15 protein-coding genes and 1 tRNA gene are annotated in these 13733 nt (G+C 40.8%); 13 read left to right on the forward strand and 3 right to left on the reverse strand.

The features are described from left to right. The first annotated feature begins 43 nt into the window (after positions 1-43). The 5 genes from CSV72_RS11300 to CSV72_RS11320 all read left to right on the forward strand — a co-directional run bounded on the left by CSV72_RS11300 (position 44) and on the right by CSV72_RS11320 (position 3342). The gene (locus CSV72_RS11300; RefSeq protein WP_099678425.1) at positions 44-823 is read left to right on the forward strand and encodes an alpha/beta fold hydrolase; all 780 of its coding nucleotides are present in this window, start codon (positions 44-46) and stop codon (positions 821-823) included. Positions 824-951: 128 nt separating this feature from the next. Then, on the forward strand, positions 952-1161 hold the full coding sequence (locus tag CSV72_RS11305) for a hypothetical protein (protein WP_099678426.1): 210 nt from the start codon (positions 952-954) through the stop codon (positions 1159-1161). A gap of 488 nt (positions 1162-1649) precedes the next feature. Further along, positions 1650-2006 (forward strand): hypothetical protein, encoded by a 357-nt coding sequence (locus tag CSV72_RS11310; protein WP_099678427.1) that lies wholly within the window; start codon positions 1650-1652, stop codon positions 2004-2006. A 198-nt stretch (positions 2007-2204) separates the two neighbouring features. Next, positions 2205-2699 (forward strand): RNA polymerase sigma factor, encoded by a 495-nt coding sequence (locus CSV72_RS11315; RefSeq protein ID WP_099678428.1) that lies wholly within the window; start codon positions 2205-2207, stop codon positions 2697-2699. Next, entirely contained in the window at positions 2686-3342 is a 657-nt protein-coding gene (locus CSV72_RS11320) for a zf-HC2 domain-containing protein (protein ID WP_099678429.1), read from the forward strand. The genes CSV72_RS11315 and CSV72_RS11320 overlap by 14 nt, the downstream gene beginning before the upstream one ends. A gap of 583 nt (positions 3343-3925) precedes the next feature. Here the strand turns inward: CSV72_RS11320 and CSV72_RS11325 are convergent. Both CSV72_RS11325 and CSV72_RS11330 read right to left on the reverse strand, forming a co-directional pair. Continuing rightward, a complete protein-coding gene (locus CSV72_RS11325) occupies positions 3926-4381 on the reverse strand; it encodes a YusW family protein (protein ID WP_099678430.1) in 456 nt (151 codons plus the stop codon). A 103-nt stretch (positions 4382-4484) separates the two neighbouring features. Next, positions 4485-5501 (reverse strand): DUF2804 domain-containing protein, encoded by a 1017-nt coding sequence (locus tag CSV72_RS11330; protein WP_099678431.1) that lies wholly within the window; start codon positions 5499-5501, stop codon positions 4485-4487. A gap of 73 nt (positions 5502-5574) precedes the next feature. On the opposite strand from CSV72_RS11330, the gene CSV72_RS11335 reads away from it, so the two are divergent. The 6 genes from CSV72_RS11335 to CSV72_RS11360 all read left to right on the forward strand — a co-directional run bounded on the left by CSV72_RS11335 (position 5575) and on the right by CSV72_RS11360 (position 9429). Continuing rightward, positions 5575-5647, forward strand: a tRNA-Ala gene (locus CSV72_RS11335). 301 nt (positions 5648-5948) lie between these two features. Then, positions 5949-6770 carry a transporter substrate-binding domain-containing protein gene (locus CSV72_RS11340; RefSeq protein ID WP_099678432.1) on the forward strand — a complete coding sequence of 274 codons (822 nt, stop codon included), beginning with the start codon at positions 5949-5951 and terminating at the stop codon, positions 6768-6770. A 1-nt stretch (position 6771) separates the two neighbouring features. Then, entirely contained in the window at positions 6772-7440 is a 669-nt protein-coding gene (locus tag CSV72_RS11345; RefSeq protein ID WP_099678433.1) for an amino acid ABC transporter permease, read from the forward strand. Between the two features lie 25 nt (positions 7441-7465). After that, complete coding sequence (locus CSV72_RS11350; RefSeq protein ID WP_099678434.1) at positions 7466-8194, forward strand: amino acid ABC transporter ATP-binding protein; 729 nt, start codon at positions 7466-7468, stop codon at positions 8192-8194. A gap of 45 nt (positions 8195-8239) precedes the next feature. Next, positions 8240-8725, forward strand: coding sequence for an amidase domain-containing protein (locus tag CSV72_RS11355; RefSeq protein ID WP_233191247.1), 486 nt, complete (start codon positions 8240-8242; stop codon positions 8723-8725). Between the two features lie 104 nt (positions 8726-8829). Then, entirely contained in the window at positions 8830-9429 is a 600-nt protein-coding gene (locus tag CSV72_RS11360) for a nitroreductase family protein (protein ID WP_099678436.1), read from the forward strand. 431 nt (positions 9430-9860) lie between these two features. Here CSV72_RS11360 and CSV72_RS11365 read toward each other — a convergent pair whose 3' ends face one another. Beyond that, complete coding sequence (locus CSV72_RS11365) at positions 9861-11243, reverse strand: dipeptidase (protein WP_099678437.1); 1383 nt, start codon at positions 11241-11243, stop codon at positions 9861-9863. Positions 11244-11487: 244 nt separating this feature from the next. Between CSV72_RS11365 and CSV72_RS11370 the strand changes: the two genes are divergently transcribed. Together CSV72_RS11370 and CSV72_RS11375 are read left to right on the forward strand one after the other, a co-directional pair. Further along, positions 11488-12738: a hemolysin family protein gene (locus CSV72_RS11370; protein ID WP_099678438.1), complete on the forward strand. Its 1251-nt coding sequence runs from the start codon at positions 11488-11490 to the stop codon at positions 12736-12738. A gap of 114 nt (positions 12739-12852) precedes the next feature. Beyond that, the gene (locus tag CSV72_RS11375; protein WP_099634641.1) at positions 12853-13398 is read left to right on the forward strand and encodes an RNA polymerase sigma factor; all 546 of its coding nucleotides are present in this window, start codon (positions 12853-12855) and stop codon (positions 13396-13398) included. Positions 13399-13733: the final 335 nt, after the last annotated feature.

The raw sequence follows: 13733 nt of genomic DNA on the forward strand, positions 1-13733 counted from the left end.
CGTTCAACAATAGGGCCATATGGTAGAAAGAGTGGTGATATTTTTGGAGCTATATTATCAAGAGTATGGGAATGAAAATGCATCGCTTATGGTATTTTTACACGGTGGTGGAGTTAGTAGTTGGATGTGGGATAAGCAAATCCAACATTTCACTAGCTATCATTGCGTTACAATAGATTTACCAGAACAAGGGAAAAGTAAAGATGCTGAAAGTTTCTCAATTAAAAAAAGCGCAGAGAAAGTAATTGAGCTAATAGAAAAAATTAAAAAAGATAAAAAGGTCATTGTTATTGGGTTTTCATTAGGTGCACAAGTAGTTATTCAAATGATGAGTATGAAACCAACACTAATTACAAATGCGATTATTAATAGTGCATTAGTTAGACCCAATGCGTTAGTTGTAAAAATGATTAGCCCAGCTATAAAATTAACATCCCCTTTAATTTCCAATAGGTACTTCTCAAAAATTCAGTCAAAAGTGCTTTATGTTTCCGAAGAATATTTTGAAACGTATTATAAAGAAAGTTCTCAAATGAAATCAGTTACACTTATTAGAATACTAAAGGAAAATATATCATTTGAAATACCTACCGGTTTTAATAAAGCAGAGGGCAATATATTAGTAACTGTTGGCCAGAAAGAAAAGACTATAATGAAAAAGTCAGCTATGGACATAGTTTCAAATAATTCAAATTGTATAGGAATCATTATACCTAATGTAGGTCACGGAATTTCAATGTTGAATCCTAATTATTTTAATAAAGTGATTGAAAACTGGCTTCAGGAAAGCGTATTACCACAAGATGCAATAACTATAAAATAAAAGTGTGAGTGTTACCAACTGAGTGCGTTAGCTAAATAAAGGTTGTGCCAGAATAGGGTGCGATTGCTGCATAAATAATCGTGCCCATACCGCAATCGGGCCAGATTATTGGTTAAGGAGGTTTTAAGATGAGCAAAAAAACTATCTTGATTTTAGGGATTGTTTATACGGTTGCGACTCTTATCTTGTACAATGTCCTGCATACGGCTATCGGAGGATTTATGATGACATTAAGTTTATTAGCACTAGTAGTGGCAATTGTAGGTGCTATTTATTACTTAATTAAGTTTTCTATCAAACAATTTATTTATAATCGAAAAAACCGAAACAACATTTAAAGTCTTAAAAATTACTGCAAACGGGGCGTTTATTTAATAAGCATCATACTACAATTAGGGCCAAATGATTGATTAATAAGCATTGAGAGAGGGGATTTGTATTAAGAGTAATAAAAAGAAGTTTTATATTTTAGGTTTAAGTATTGTCTTTGTTTTCCTCTTTTCTTTTATTCCTAGTTTTGGATTAAGAATTGATGGGGGTTCACGTTTTTGGGGCTTTCCTGCTGAATGGCTAGGTATTTATGAATACGGTGGCTTTAGTTTTATGTGGTTAGGTTTTTTGTTTAATATTGCATTCTTTTATTTTATTTTTTTCCTGTTGAATAAAATAGTAGTTAGATTAAACGATTCAAGAAGTAATAAGTCGGATAATGTATAGAAAAATGGGTATGATCTAGTGGTTCACTACGGGTGCATTTCTTGAAGGAGAATTGCACCCGTCTTCAGTAATAGGGCCAAGTTGCTGAATGAATTCGAGGAGGGGGAACGTGAGTTATTACTATAACAGTTATTTACATGTGGTAAAGAGAGAATTTATGCTCGTCATAATGGCAGCAATTTTGTTAGTTGTAACCTCTTTTATTTGGGTTGGTGTTCCAGTATTTATGATTGGTGGTGCTGTGGCAAGTCTAACAACTAGTCAATTCCTTGTTAATTTATGTATTTCATTTTCAGTAGCTATAATTTTTTCTTTATACTTTTTACCAATCAATTTCAAAGTTGCACAAGAAATAGCAGTTACAAAAAAACGCAGTATATATAATTCATTCATACGAATAGAAATTATGTGGATAGTAGCTATTGCAGCGATTCTACAAATAATTTTAAGTTTCATTCTTCAATGATCGGGCAATTCTTGCATAAAGTTTGTGCTTCAATCGGGACATGTTGAAAAACAGTCAACTAACAGGTAAGTATATTCATTTCGAATATACTTATTTTTATTTGGATTTACTTTGGGTATAAATCATATAAAACTTTTAAGTATTTTTTGTAACGTAATTGAATTCTAGGAGTTATATAAGTATAAGGGGTGGAAAGAGGTGGACTTTGAGGAAATCTATCACGAATACTTTCAAGAAGTATTTTTGTTTATAAAATCATTGTGTCACGATGAAAGGATAGCTGAAGAAATTACGCAAGAGGCATTTTTTAAAGCGTTAAAATCACTTGAAAAGTTTGATGGTTCTAAAGATATTCGAGCATGGCTTTTTACAATTGCCAAGAATACATATTTCTCGCACTACAAAAAAATGAAAAGACAAGTAAACCTAGACTTAATAGAAGAATCAATGATGGAAGTACAATTTGTGAAGCATTTGATGAATGAGGATGATGCTTTTACTGTTCATCAGTTTATTCACTCGATGAATGAACCTTATAAGGAAGTATTTTCACTACGCACTTTTGGCGAATTACCTTTTGAAAAGATAGGAAAACTCTTTGGAAAAAGTGCGGGATGGGCAAGAGTAACCTTTTATAGAGCAAGGAAGCAAATTTTAGAGTGTATGGAGGATATGAATTATGAACGAGATTAAATGCACAATCATTCAGGATGTTTTACCTCTTTATATTGATGAAGTTGTTAGTCAAGATACAAAAGAGATGGTAGACGAGCATTTGCGGCATTGTCATATATGTCAACAGGAATATGATTCAATGAAACAAAATCTTTATCTTCCAGTAGAAAAACCCTCTCCACTTTTTAATACTATCAGCAAGAAGTTTCGTAAGAAAAAAGTGGTGATTTCAATTGTATCCGTTTTAGTAACGGCAATTATTTTAACGGGAGCATTTTCTTATGTTTTCCATTACAAAACAGTTATTCCATATTCGGAAAGTCTAATTAAAATTGAAACACATGATGACAATCAATTGGTTTCCCGTTATTTTGGTGAAAGTTATGCTGGCTTTAACGGAACACATCCTTTGCCACTTGAGATTGACGGAGAGAAAAAGAATGTGAGTTTTATTTACTATACAAAAACAATTGCCGATTCGCCTACAAGAAAACTTATTAATAATGAAAATAGTCTTAATGAACAAGAATATACTTTTAACCTTCCCGAAAGTGAAAAAATTGATGCTGTATATTATGTAGATTTTGATGTAGAAAAAATTGCTAGAGAAGATTCTTGGGATTCTTTATTAAAACGGGCAGTATTGATTTGGGAGAAATAAGGGGTTCTTCAACAAATTATTTTAATTGAAGAAAAGTTAACTGATTTTAATGGAAAGAATGATGTCCCATTATACGGCGCGATTGTAGCACATTGTTTATTCGCACTCGCTCAGTTGATCTTCGTTACAGCCGGCGACTCCGGGAGGATCAGCGAGAGCCGTAACGAAGAACGGCTTTTGCGAGTGAAGCGTAGCGAGAAGGAGCACATCTTTGCATTGTCAGGTGAAACACCTAGCGAGCGTAGCACCGCCCGCCCATAGGACACGCGTCCGGCTGAAACACAGATCAACGGTTTCAAACTATTGTCCGACCTATGGGCGCTATTGTGTAACATGGTTTATTTACACTCACTAAGTTTATCGGAGAGAATTCATAACGAAGAACTACTTTTGCGAGTGCAACGTAGATCAACAGGTTCGGCCCCAACTGTCAATAAGTAGTGTGGATTGTAGAACTTACAAATTAACTTGGTTAGTACAACTTACTTTATTTACACTAAACGATTATTAAAAAGACATGCAAAAAACCGCTAATTCATATACGAATTAACGGTCCGCTTTATTCTGCATTTTGTACCAGCTATTACTTCTTCTCATCAATATGAAGAGTCTTGTCATCTGCAAACTCTACATCCAACTTAAACTCATCATACCCATCAAGACCATACCATTGCAAAATGCGATCGATTGCTTCTTCTTTAGTAGTTCCGCTATCAATCAAAATCTCCATAAACATCTTATGCATATCGTCAATCGCTTCATTACCTTCTAGATCCACTTCCTGGAACTCGTTGACATACTCTGCATCACCAGGCTTTACATCCTCATAATCCGTTTCGATTTTCTTATCGCCTTTCTTGATCGTTAAATCGAAATCCGTGAAGCCGTAGCCGTCACCTGTATTCATTGTACTGCCTTCATCCTCGCCTTCAATGCTGACCGCAGCGTCATTGTCCGGTGCCTTGTCTTTTGACCCGCAACCTCCGAGAAGTAAAATAGATGAAACTCCTGCAATAGATAATATTCGTATTACTGACATAAGCGCCACCCTTTCTAAAGTGTATACTACTTGTATTATCACCTTAAAACAGTAAGCTTAAACAAAAAAAGCGGATCTCTTTGTAGATAGGAGAGAAGGGTAATTAGTGATACTTGCGCTCTAGGATCGAACCGAGCATCTGTCGAATAGGTAAGACTTGTCCGCTTGGTAGTCGAACTTTTCCATGATAATAGCCGACATGTTGGGTAATTGACATCTTCCTGACGAGATAGTGATCAAGCGTTGGGCATTGGAAGAATGGTTTGAACGTCAATTGGATATCATCTGAAAACTTCGTTTGGATTTTCCAAGCACTTTTCGGGTCTGCTTTATTGCTTTTGAATACTACATCCTCATGAAATTTATGCATCGTGCCTTCCACAAAGACAGCATTTTCCGTTAGCCCTGTACCATCCGTCCAACTACCACCAAAATTTAAACCGATCCGTTTACCGCTTGTACGTTGAGAGGCCATTGCCCAGTCCCAATTCGTTCGGGCATGCCACACACCACGACCATAATCGTGGACCGCGAAACTATAAAACGGATTGAAATCATAGCGTCGATCACCAACCCGAACATAGCCGCCAGTCGGCATGATAGTATGTTTGGAGGTGAAATGGAATGAGTCTCGACTTCTCGGGATGACCACATTTAAAGATTCATCTTTCTCGGGATGAATAATATGCAAATCTGCATGCAATACTTCATTATCGAAATCAGGAATGATCACGGACAAATGCGTTTCGCCTTGCATATGGACGAGTTGAATCGTAATATCGTCATGCACAAATTTAATGCTTTCGAGTACCTCTTCAGGCATTTTTATACGTCTTCCAAAAGGTAGGGTTACATGTTTTTCATAGAAACGCTGTGTTTCATAGTTGAGTATGTAAACTAGACAAATAGCTTTATGATCTAAGTGTACAATCGAGGCAGTCAATAAGACCTCTTCCCCGTAGATGCACCAATTATTCCAGCGCTTCTTTTTCATAAACTGTCCTCTTAGATTGCTCCTCACTAAAGGGCTGCGTGCGTATCCTATAGATTCAGGATTCAGAAGCCCCTTGGAGTCACACAGAGATACAATTTCAGTCAATTCTATTTCTTCATGCTGCATGCCGTTAACCACCTTTCTTGCCTATTGTCTTTTAAACGAACAATTGATATACTCTATATTGTATCAGATAAGAGGGGCATTAGCTCAGCTGGGAGAGCGTTGCGCTGGCAGTGCAAAGGTCAGGGGTTCGAGCCCCCTATGCTCCATTAAGATAATAGCGGCAGTTCTTGAGAGAAGTCTCCAAGAACTGTCGCTTTTTTTATTCAAAACGATACTAGTCTTACTATATTCCCCTTTACCGTGCACAAAGAAACTATTTACTGTTGTATAATTATTCATTATATCGTATATTAAATTATATAGATAGTAACCGTTATAAGATCTTGTCCAATATATGTAGTATGCAAGCAAACGTATACATATACTTGTAGACAGTTGGTAGTAGGTATCTTATAATTGTATTAATTTAGAATATTTATACTAGCAGAGAGAGAGAAGGGGAAATGTATGAAGAAGATGTTTACAGCACTATTACTAATCCTAGTATTGGTCATTGCGGGATGTAGTAGTAACGATGGAGGAACAGGATCAACAGAGAAGTCCACGTTAAAGAATATTAAAGACAACAAAAAGTTGGTGATCGGAATTGCACCAGGTTATTTCCCTTTTGAAATGAAAAGCATTGAAGGCGGATTTGTCGGGTACGATATCGATCTAGCAAACGCGGTAGGTGAAGCGTTAAATACAGAAGTAGAATTTAAGCAATTCGCATTTGACGGCTTAGGACCGGCGTTGCAAATAGGTGATGTGGATATGGTCATCGCGGGTATGACGATCCGTGGAGACCGTGCACTATCCATTAGCATGTCAAATCCTTACTATAAAACAGGTCAGGCGATCATGGTACCGGCTGCGAGCAAAGGTATCAAATCATGGGAAGAACTTGACGTCAAGGGGAATAAAATTGCTGTAGGTATCGGGACTACGGGCGCACTGCTTGCAAAGTCTCAGTTCAAAAATGCGGAAGTAGTAGATTACGAAGATTTCCCGTTGGCAGCTACAACAATGGGTTCTGGACAGGCTGATGCAGTGGTGTATGATGAACCTGCTATTGCTGTATGGCGCTTAGAACACGAAGGAGAAGTTCATCAGCTAGAAGGTTTGCTATCAGCTGAAAACTTAGGGATCGCAGTGAAGAAAAATGATTTTGAAACAATTCAATGGTTGAATTCATTTTTGCATAGCTATGTTGATAGCCCGGAAGAATTAGAATCAAGAAGTCGCTGGTTTGAGGAAAGCGACTGGCTAGATAAGGTTTCGGGAGAATAATATGGGCGGCTATGAATATGACTTCAGTGTAATATCGCAAAATATGGATATCTTTATTGAAGGGGCGCTGAAAACACTCGAAATTTCAGCAATCGCATTATTGCTGGCTATTCCGCTCGGTATTATCATCGGAATGGGCCGGATTTCCCGCAATGGATTTATCCGTATTCTTTCCTCAGCCTATGTAGAAGTCATGCGCGGTGTTCCGTTGCTAGTACTATTGATTTGGATTTTCTTTGTACTCGGTCAATTTTTGAAACTCGGTTCCTATTGGGCATCGATTATCGGTTTAGCAGTTTTTACAGCAGCATTCATTGCAGAAATCGTTCGTTCAGGAATACAAGGTGTTCCAAGAGGGCAGATGGAAGCGGCCCGTTCGTCAGGTATGACCTACTGGCAGGCAATGCGCTTGATCGTCTTGCCACAAGCATTCCGACGAGTTTTACCGCCACTTGCTTCACAATTCATCATGCTAATTAAAGATTCTTCTTTGATCTCGGTCATTGGTGCGACGGAATTGACGTTGAACGCCAAAAACCTCGTTGCCACTAGTATGCGTTCCATTGAAGTATGGACTTTCATAGGTTTCGTATACTTTGCCATGACGTTCACGTTATCCATGATCATTCGTGTGATCGAACAAAAGTTATTAGCAAGAGAAAATTCATGAAGCTTGATGTGAAGGAGTGCCAGATATGATTTCCATAAAACATGTGAATAAAACATTCGGTATGAATCAAGTGCTGACAGATGTCACGCTTGAAGTACCTAAATCAAACGTTGTGGCCATCATAGGCCCAAGTGGAGCGGGGAAGTCTACATTAATTCGCACGATCAATGCGCTCGAGCCGATCGATGACGGAGAAATAGTAGTAGACGGCGTTTCCATCCACGATAAAAAAGTGAATATTAATAAAGCACGTTCTGAAATCGGGTTCGTTTTCCAAAGCTTTAATCTCTATCCTTTCCTGACGGCGTTGCAAAACGTGACACTTGCGCCGATCAATGTAAAAGGACTAAGCAAAAGTGCGGCGGAGGAGCGAGGGAAGGAGTTGCTGACTTCACTCGGTCTTGGCGATAAATTCGACGCATATCCGAACCGATTATCTGGCGGTCAGCAACAACGTGTCGCCATAGCGCGTGCGCTCGCGATGGATCCGCAAGTCATGCTTTTCGATGAGCCGACATCCGCACTCGATCCCGAGATGGTTACGGAAGTTCTCGATGCAATCCGTAAACTTGCTGAAAGTGGTATGACGATGGTCGTCGTGACACATGAAATGGGCTTCGCCAAAGAGATTTGTGACGAGATCATCTTTATGGCTGACGGCAAAGTCGTGGAACAGGCAACACCTGCCAAGTTCTTCACGAATCCCGATTCTGAACGCGCCCAAAACTTTTTATCAAAAGTATTACATCATTAATTGAACGTCCCTCGTTGTCATATGATATGGCAAGGAGGGATTTTTTTGTACAATCGACAAGCGGCAGTAGACTATGCAGATAATTGGTGGAATAGCAGAAACCCTGCCTTCCCAAGTTTTGAAGATGACTGTACGAATTTCATTTCACAATGTCTGTTGGCCGGTGGGGCACCGATGCACGGAGAACCAAATCGCGAAAAAGGGTGGTGGATGCGTAAAGGCACGTGGAGCTTCAGTTTTACCGTCGCTCACTCGTTGCGCTGGTACTTAGCAACTTCTACAAAAGGGCTGACTGCAACACAAGTAAAAACTCCACAAGAATTGCAGATTGGGGATATCATTACGTATGATTTTCATGGAGACGGCCGTTTCGACCATACAACGATCGTAACTGCCAAGGACGGGGATAACCCACTCGTCAATGCCCATACGTATAACGCATATCATCGCACATGGGATTATAAGGACTCCTACGCTTACTCGCCGAACGCAAAGTATATCTTCTTCAAAATTAATGATCATTTCTCATAATTGTCCAGTTCTGCATCAAAGTGTTTCTCATAGCCTCTAGCAACAGACTACCAAGTTAGGGTATAATGAAAAACAGATACTTAGTGCAAAGGAGAAGGTTGAGTGTGAATGAACAAGCATTATCGGTAAGAGAGGCCATCGTCACACGGCGCTCTATTAAGAATTTTAACGGACAACCGATCGAACCAGAGATCATCCCAGAAATTTTAGAAGACGCCGTTTGGGCCCCAAACCACGGAAACCGTAATCCTTGGCGATTGATCGTAGCAACAGGCGAACAGTATGACGAGCTTTTGGACGTCTTGAAGGAGTTCGGTGTAGCAAATTGGAAACAGCTTTCTGACGAGGATCTCGAAAAACAAATGAAGAAGTTCTCGACTGCCAGTGCAGCTGTATTCGTCATCGTCCCTGAAGATGTACGCCAAAAAGAGCGTATGGAGGATTTTGCAGCAGCCAGCATACTAATTCAGAATATCCAACTGCTTGCTTGGGATAAAGGAATCGGTACATGTTGGAAGACGCCACCGTTCATCGACAACCCGAAGTTCCGAGAGTGTTTAGGTGTAGAGGCAGGGGAGCGCATCATCAGTATGTTGCAATTCGGCTATTTCGACACATCACCAAAAGCTCCACCGCGTAAGCCGGTAGATGAGATCATTACGTACTTTGGTAGTAGTGAGGACGACGAAGAAGAGGAAGCGTGAGAGCAGGAAATACCGTTCTTAATGTGGATATACTAATGAAATGAAATACAAAACAGGCTACCCCTTTGTGGAGTAGCCTGTTTTTGTGTGGGTGAAGAGAAGGGGACGCTCTATACAGCCTCGTAAGCGCTCATTGTCTGTCCGCGAACGCTCTATCAAGCCCCGCAAGTGCTCAATGCGTGCCCGCGAACGCTCTATCAAGCCCCGCAAGCGCTCAATGCGTGCCCGCGAACGCTCTATCAAACTCCGCAAGCGCTCAATGCGTGCCCGCGAACGCTCTATCAAGCTCTGCAAGCGCTCAATGCGTGCTCGCGAACGCTCTATCAAGCCCCGCAAGCGCTCAATGCGTGCCCGCGAACGCTCTATCAAGCTCGGCAAGTGCTCAATGCAACCCCACGAACGCTCAATCAATCAACGTAACAGCTCATAAATCACAACCCAAGCTTTTCAATCTCTCCATAATAACTTCCAATGACTCTCAAACCTTTATCGAAATTCTCCAAGTGGAAGTGTTCATTCGGAGCGTGGAAGTTTTCTGTATCCAGTCCAAAGCCCATCAAGACGACAGGGATGTTAAGGATTTCATCGAACGCTGCAACGATTGGGATAGAGCCGCCACCACGTGTATAGACGGTAGGTACGCCGTATACTTGCTCATACGCTCTACCAGCCGCTTGAATGACTTCATGGTCGTATGGGGTTAGGTAAGGTTTCCCTTTATCAAACTCAGTAACCGTTACTTCACAACCAACTGGTTCGTGTTTCGCAATGTGCGCGCGTAGTTTTTCTACGATTTCATCTGGCTCTTGATCCGGGACTAGACGGCAAGTGATTTTCGCTCCTGCTTCGGAAGGGAGAACGGTTTTGATACCTTCTCCTGAAAAACCACCGAACACGCCGTTGATCTCGAGTGTAGGACGTGCCCATGTGCGTTCCGTGTACGTGTAGCCTGGCTCGCCAGTTAATTCTTTGACACCGACTTCTTTTTTCACTGCTTCTTTATCGAAGTCGAGAGCTGCCCAACCTGCGCGCTCTTCTTCAGTTAGATCGCGAACTTGATCATAGAATCCATCGATTGCGATAGTACCTTCAGCATCACGGAATGAAGCTAGAATTTCGACGAGTGCGTGGATCGGATTTTGAACACCGCCACCGTATAATCCGGAGTGCAAGTCGCCTTTAGGGCCTTTCACATCAATTTGTACGCCGGCTAATCCGCGCAGTCCGTAGCAAATTGCGGGCTGTCCAGGTCCGTACATGCCTGTATCAGAAATGACGATGAAGTCTGCCGCTAGCTTGTCTTGATTATTTTGGATATATTCCTCCAAACTCGGGCTACCGATCTCTTCTTCGCCTTCAATAATAAGCTTGACGTTAACAGGAAGTTTGCCTTCAACATTCATTAGTGCCTCGATTGCTTTACTATGCATAAACACTTGCCCTTTATCATCGCTTGCTCCGCGTGCATATAATTTATTATCACGGATTGTTGCTTCAAATGGAGGTGTTTCCCATAAGTGAAGCGGATCAACCGGTTGCACGTCGTAGTGACCGTAGATTAGAATGGTCGGCTGCCCCTCAGCATGTAACCAGTCTGCATAGACAACGGATTGTCCAGCCGTTTTTTCAATCGACACGTTTTCCAAGCCAATATTTTCGAATTCATTCGACAGCCATTCCGCTGCTTTTTGCATATCCGGTTGATGTTCGGAAAGTGCGCTGATGCTTGGAATTGCCAGGAAGCTCGTTAACTCTTCCAAGTGGCGGTCACGGTTGTTTGTGAAATATTGGTCCAATGATTGTAACGAAGTCATAGTAAACCCTCTTTTCTTTGGCTATTTTCTATTTCATAGTATAGCAGAAATTCGTGATGTAATAAGGTTTAGACGCTTACGGATAAGGGAACCGAATGATAAAAGTATACGTCCTATCTGTATGTTGCATTAACGATTCAGTTTATATGTATGATATACTTACGCAATAAGAATTGTTTTATTCATGGCAATAATACATGATGAATGATGACAAATAAATGGAGAAACGTTGGAGGAGACGCAATTGTTTATTGCACTGGGACTATGTTTATTTTTGTCCTTCTTTTTATCGGGAAGTGAAACAGCTCTGACCGCAATCAATCGAATGAAAGTTCAATTGCGTGCAGATCAGGGAGACATTAAATCGATAAAATTGAGAAAATTAATTTCCAAGCCGGACCGGATGATTACGGCTATCCTAATTGGGAATAATATTGCCAATATTTTGATGCCGACGATTGTGACGATGATTGCAATCGATAAAGGATTGAGTATTGGATTACTGACAGGGATCTTAACTGTCGTTTTGATTATATTCGGAGAGGTATTGCCGAAAACGATTGCCGCAACATTTGCGGATCGTATTGCGTATATTGTAGCGCCACCTATTTCGGTGCTTGTGAAGTTATTGATTCCATTGACGTTGGTTTTGTCGTTGTTTACCAATTTCTTCGTTCGCTTAATTTCTAAAGGAACGGTGACGGAAGCCACATTAACAAAAGAAGATGTGCGTTCGATGGTGGACATTGCATCTACAGAAGGTACTTTCGGTCAAGATGAATCAATCCGACTAAAGGGTATGCTAGATTTTCGTGATAAAGATGTTAGCGATGTAATGGAAACACACCGTACAGATATTATTTCACTGTCGATGGATTCTACGTATGAAGATGTACGTGACGTCGTATTGCAGTATTTCTATACCCGCTATCCAGTATATGAAGAGAGTATCGACAAAGTAGTCGGTATTTTTTATTCGAAAATGATAATCGAGTGGTCGATGTTTCCCGAGCGGTCGTTTGCGGATGTCATCGATCGTCAGCCTTTGTTCGTCGTGCAGACAGCAAGTGTAGAACTTGTATTTAAACGTATGTTGACGCAAAAGAAGCATATGGCGATTGTGCTGGATGAATACGGTGGGACACTCGGGATCGTGACGCAAGAAGATATTATTGAAGAAATGATTGGGCAAGATATAGAAGACGAAACAGATGTTGAAGAAGAGTCAATGGTTTTCGAAAAAGAAGAAAATCATTTAGTCTGTCAAGGACGGTTAGAAATCGAAGACGTTATTGAACTACTCGACATAGAGTTGCCGACAGATCACGATACAATCGGTGGGTTTGTTTTTCAGGAAGTCGGTCATATTCCAGAAGAAGGCGAAAAATTCAATTATAACTCGTTGTTGTTTGAGATTGAAGAAATGGACAGGACGCGTATTTTGCGCCTAAAGATTACGAAGTTGGAACCAAAAGAAGAAGTCATAGAAGCGTAGGATATGTCAAGTAACCTTACACAATTGTAAGGTTACTGAAAGAGAAAGCGATAGTTCGTAATGTGTTTGTCGGTGATAATAAGGGTACCAGTTACAAAACGGAGGCTACTTATTATGAAAAACGACTTAAACGCATTATACGAAGAATATGGACGCTATATATATCACTTATGTCTTAAATTGACTCGCAATAAAGAAGAAGCAGAAGATCTCATGCAAGACGTATGGGTAAAAGTAGTGCGCTACCGCGGTGAAATGAGTGAAGTTAACCGCATGAAGGCTTGGTTGACGACGATTTGTATGAACACATTCCGCGACCGTTACAGAAAAAATGTACGTCACAGTCAATACGTAATGAATCAACCTGATACATTAGACGTTCCGATCTTGGATTTGGTTCCCAGTAATGCGAAAACTCCTGCCGAATTGATGGAGCAGAGTGATATTTCCGAGCTTGTGCAACAAAAGATAGGCGAGTTGGACGGTATTTACCGCAAGACGATTGAGTATTTCTATGTGAATCAATATTCGTTAGTGGAGATTGCAGGGTTGATGAGTGTGTCGATCGGTACTGTGAAGTCCCGCTTGTTCCGAGCGAAGAAGTATCTGAAGGAGTTGCTCGTACAAGACGAAGCAGCCCACGAATATGTAATGGCTTAAGCTCACACTTGCTGTGGGCTTTTTTAAATGGAGGAAGAAGGGATGAAGTTCAAGGTCGGGAACATTTCCTTCATGGGTAGTGAGTTTGTGAGTACGAGGGGATGGAAGCTCCAGCTGGCGGACGCTCCAGCTGGCGGACGCTTTCCCATGGGCCCGCGGTGGGCCAACTAGTCACTGCGTTCCTCTAGTTGTCTCACCTGATCGGGCTGATCCATCGGGAGCATTCCTGTTTGGTTAGTGGAACCCTATTGAAATAGAAAAGTCCCCTTGGTATGATTCGGGGTGTCAAGGCGTCGACGGCTTGACCCCTAATTATAACCAAGGAGGACTCACAT

Origin of the sequence: Sporosarcina sp. P20a (genome assembly GCF_002743175.1) — a bacterium.
In the GTDB taxonomy this organism is placed as follows: Bacteria; Bacillota; Bacilli; order Bacillales_A; family Planococcaceae; genus Sporosarcina.

What these genes read in the sequence shown, in the direction of transcription:
- CSV72_RS11305 (WP_099678426.1), top strand. Translation starts at nt 952, where the DNA reads ATGAGCAAAAAAACTATCTTGATTTTAGGGATTGTTTATACGGTTGCG.
- CSV72_RS11320 (WP_099678429.1), top strand. Translation starts at nt 2,686, where the DNA reads ATGAACGAGATTAAATGCACAATCATTCAGGATGTTTTACCTCTTTAT.
- CSV72_RS11325 (WP_099678430.1), bottom strand. Translation starts at nt 4,381, where the DNA reads ATGTCAGTAATACGAATATTATCTATTGCAGGAGTTTCATCTATTTTA.
- CSV72_RS11330 (WP_099678431.1), bottom strand. Translation starts at nt 5,501, where the DNA reads ATGCAGCATGAAGAAATAGAATTGACTGAAATTGTATCTCTGTGTGAC.
- CSV72_RS11340 (WP_099678432.1), top strand. Translation starts at nt 5,949, where the DNA reads ATGAAGAAGATGTTTACAGCACTATTACTAATCCTAGTATTGGTCATT.
- CSV72_RS11345 (WP_099678433.1), top strand. Translation starts at nt 6,772, where the DNA reads ATGGGCGGCTATGAATATGACTTCAGTGTAATATCGCAAAATATGGAT.
- CSV72_RS11350 (WP_099678434.1), top strand. Translation starts at nt 7,466, where the DNA reads ATGATTTCCATAAAACATGTGAATAAAACATTCGGTATGAATCAAGTG.
- CSV72_RS11365 (WP_099678437.1), bottom strand. Translation starts at nt 11,243, where the DNA reads ATGACTTCGTTACAATCATTGGACCAATATTTCACAAACAACCGTGAC.
- CSV72_RS11375 (WP_099634641.1), top strand. Translation starts at nt 12,853, where the DNA reads ATGAAAAACGACTTAAACGCATTATACGAAGAATATGGACGCTATATA.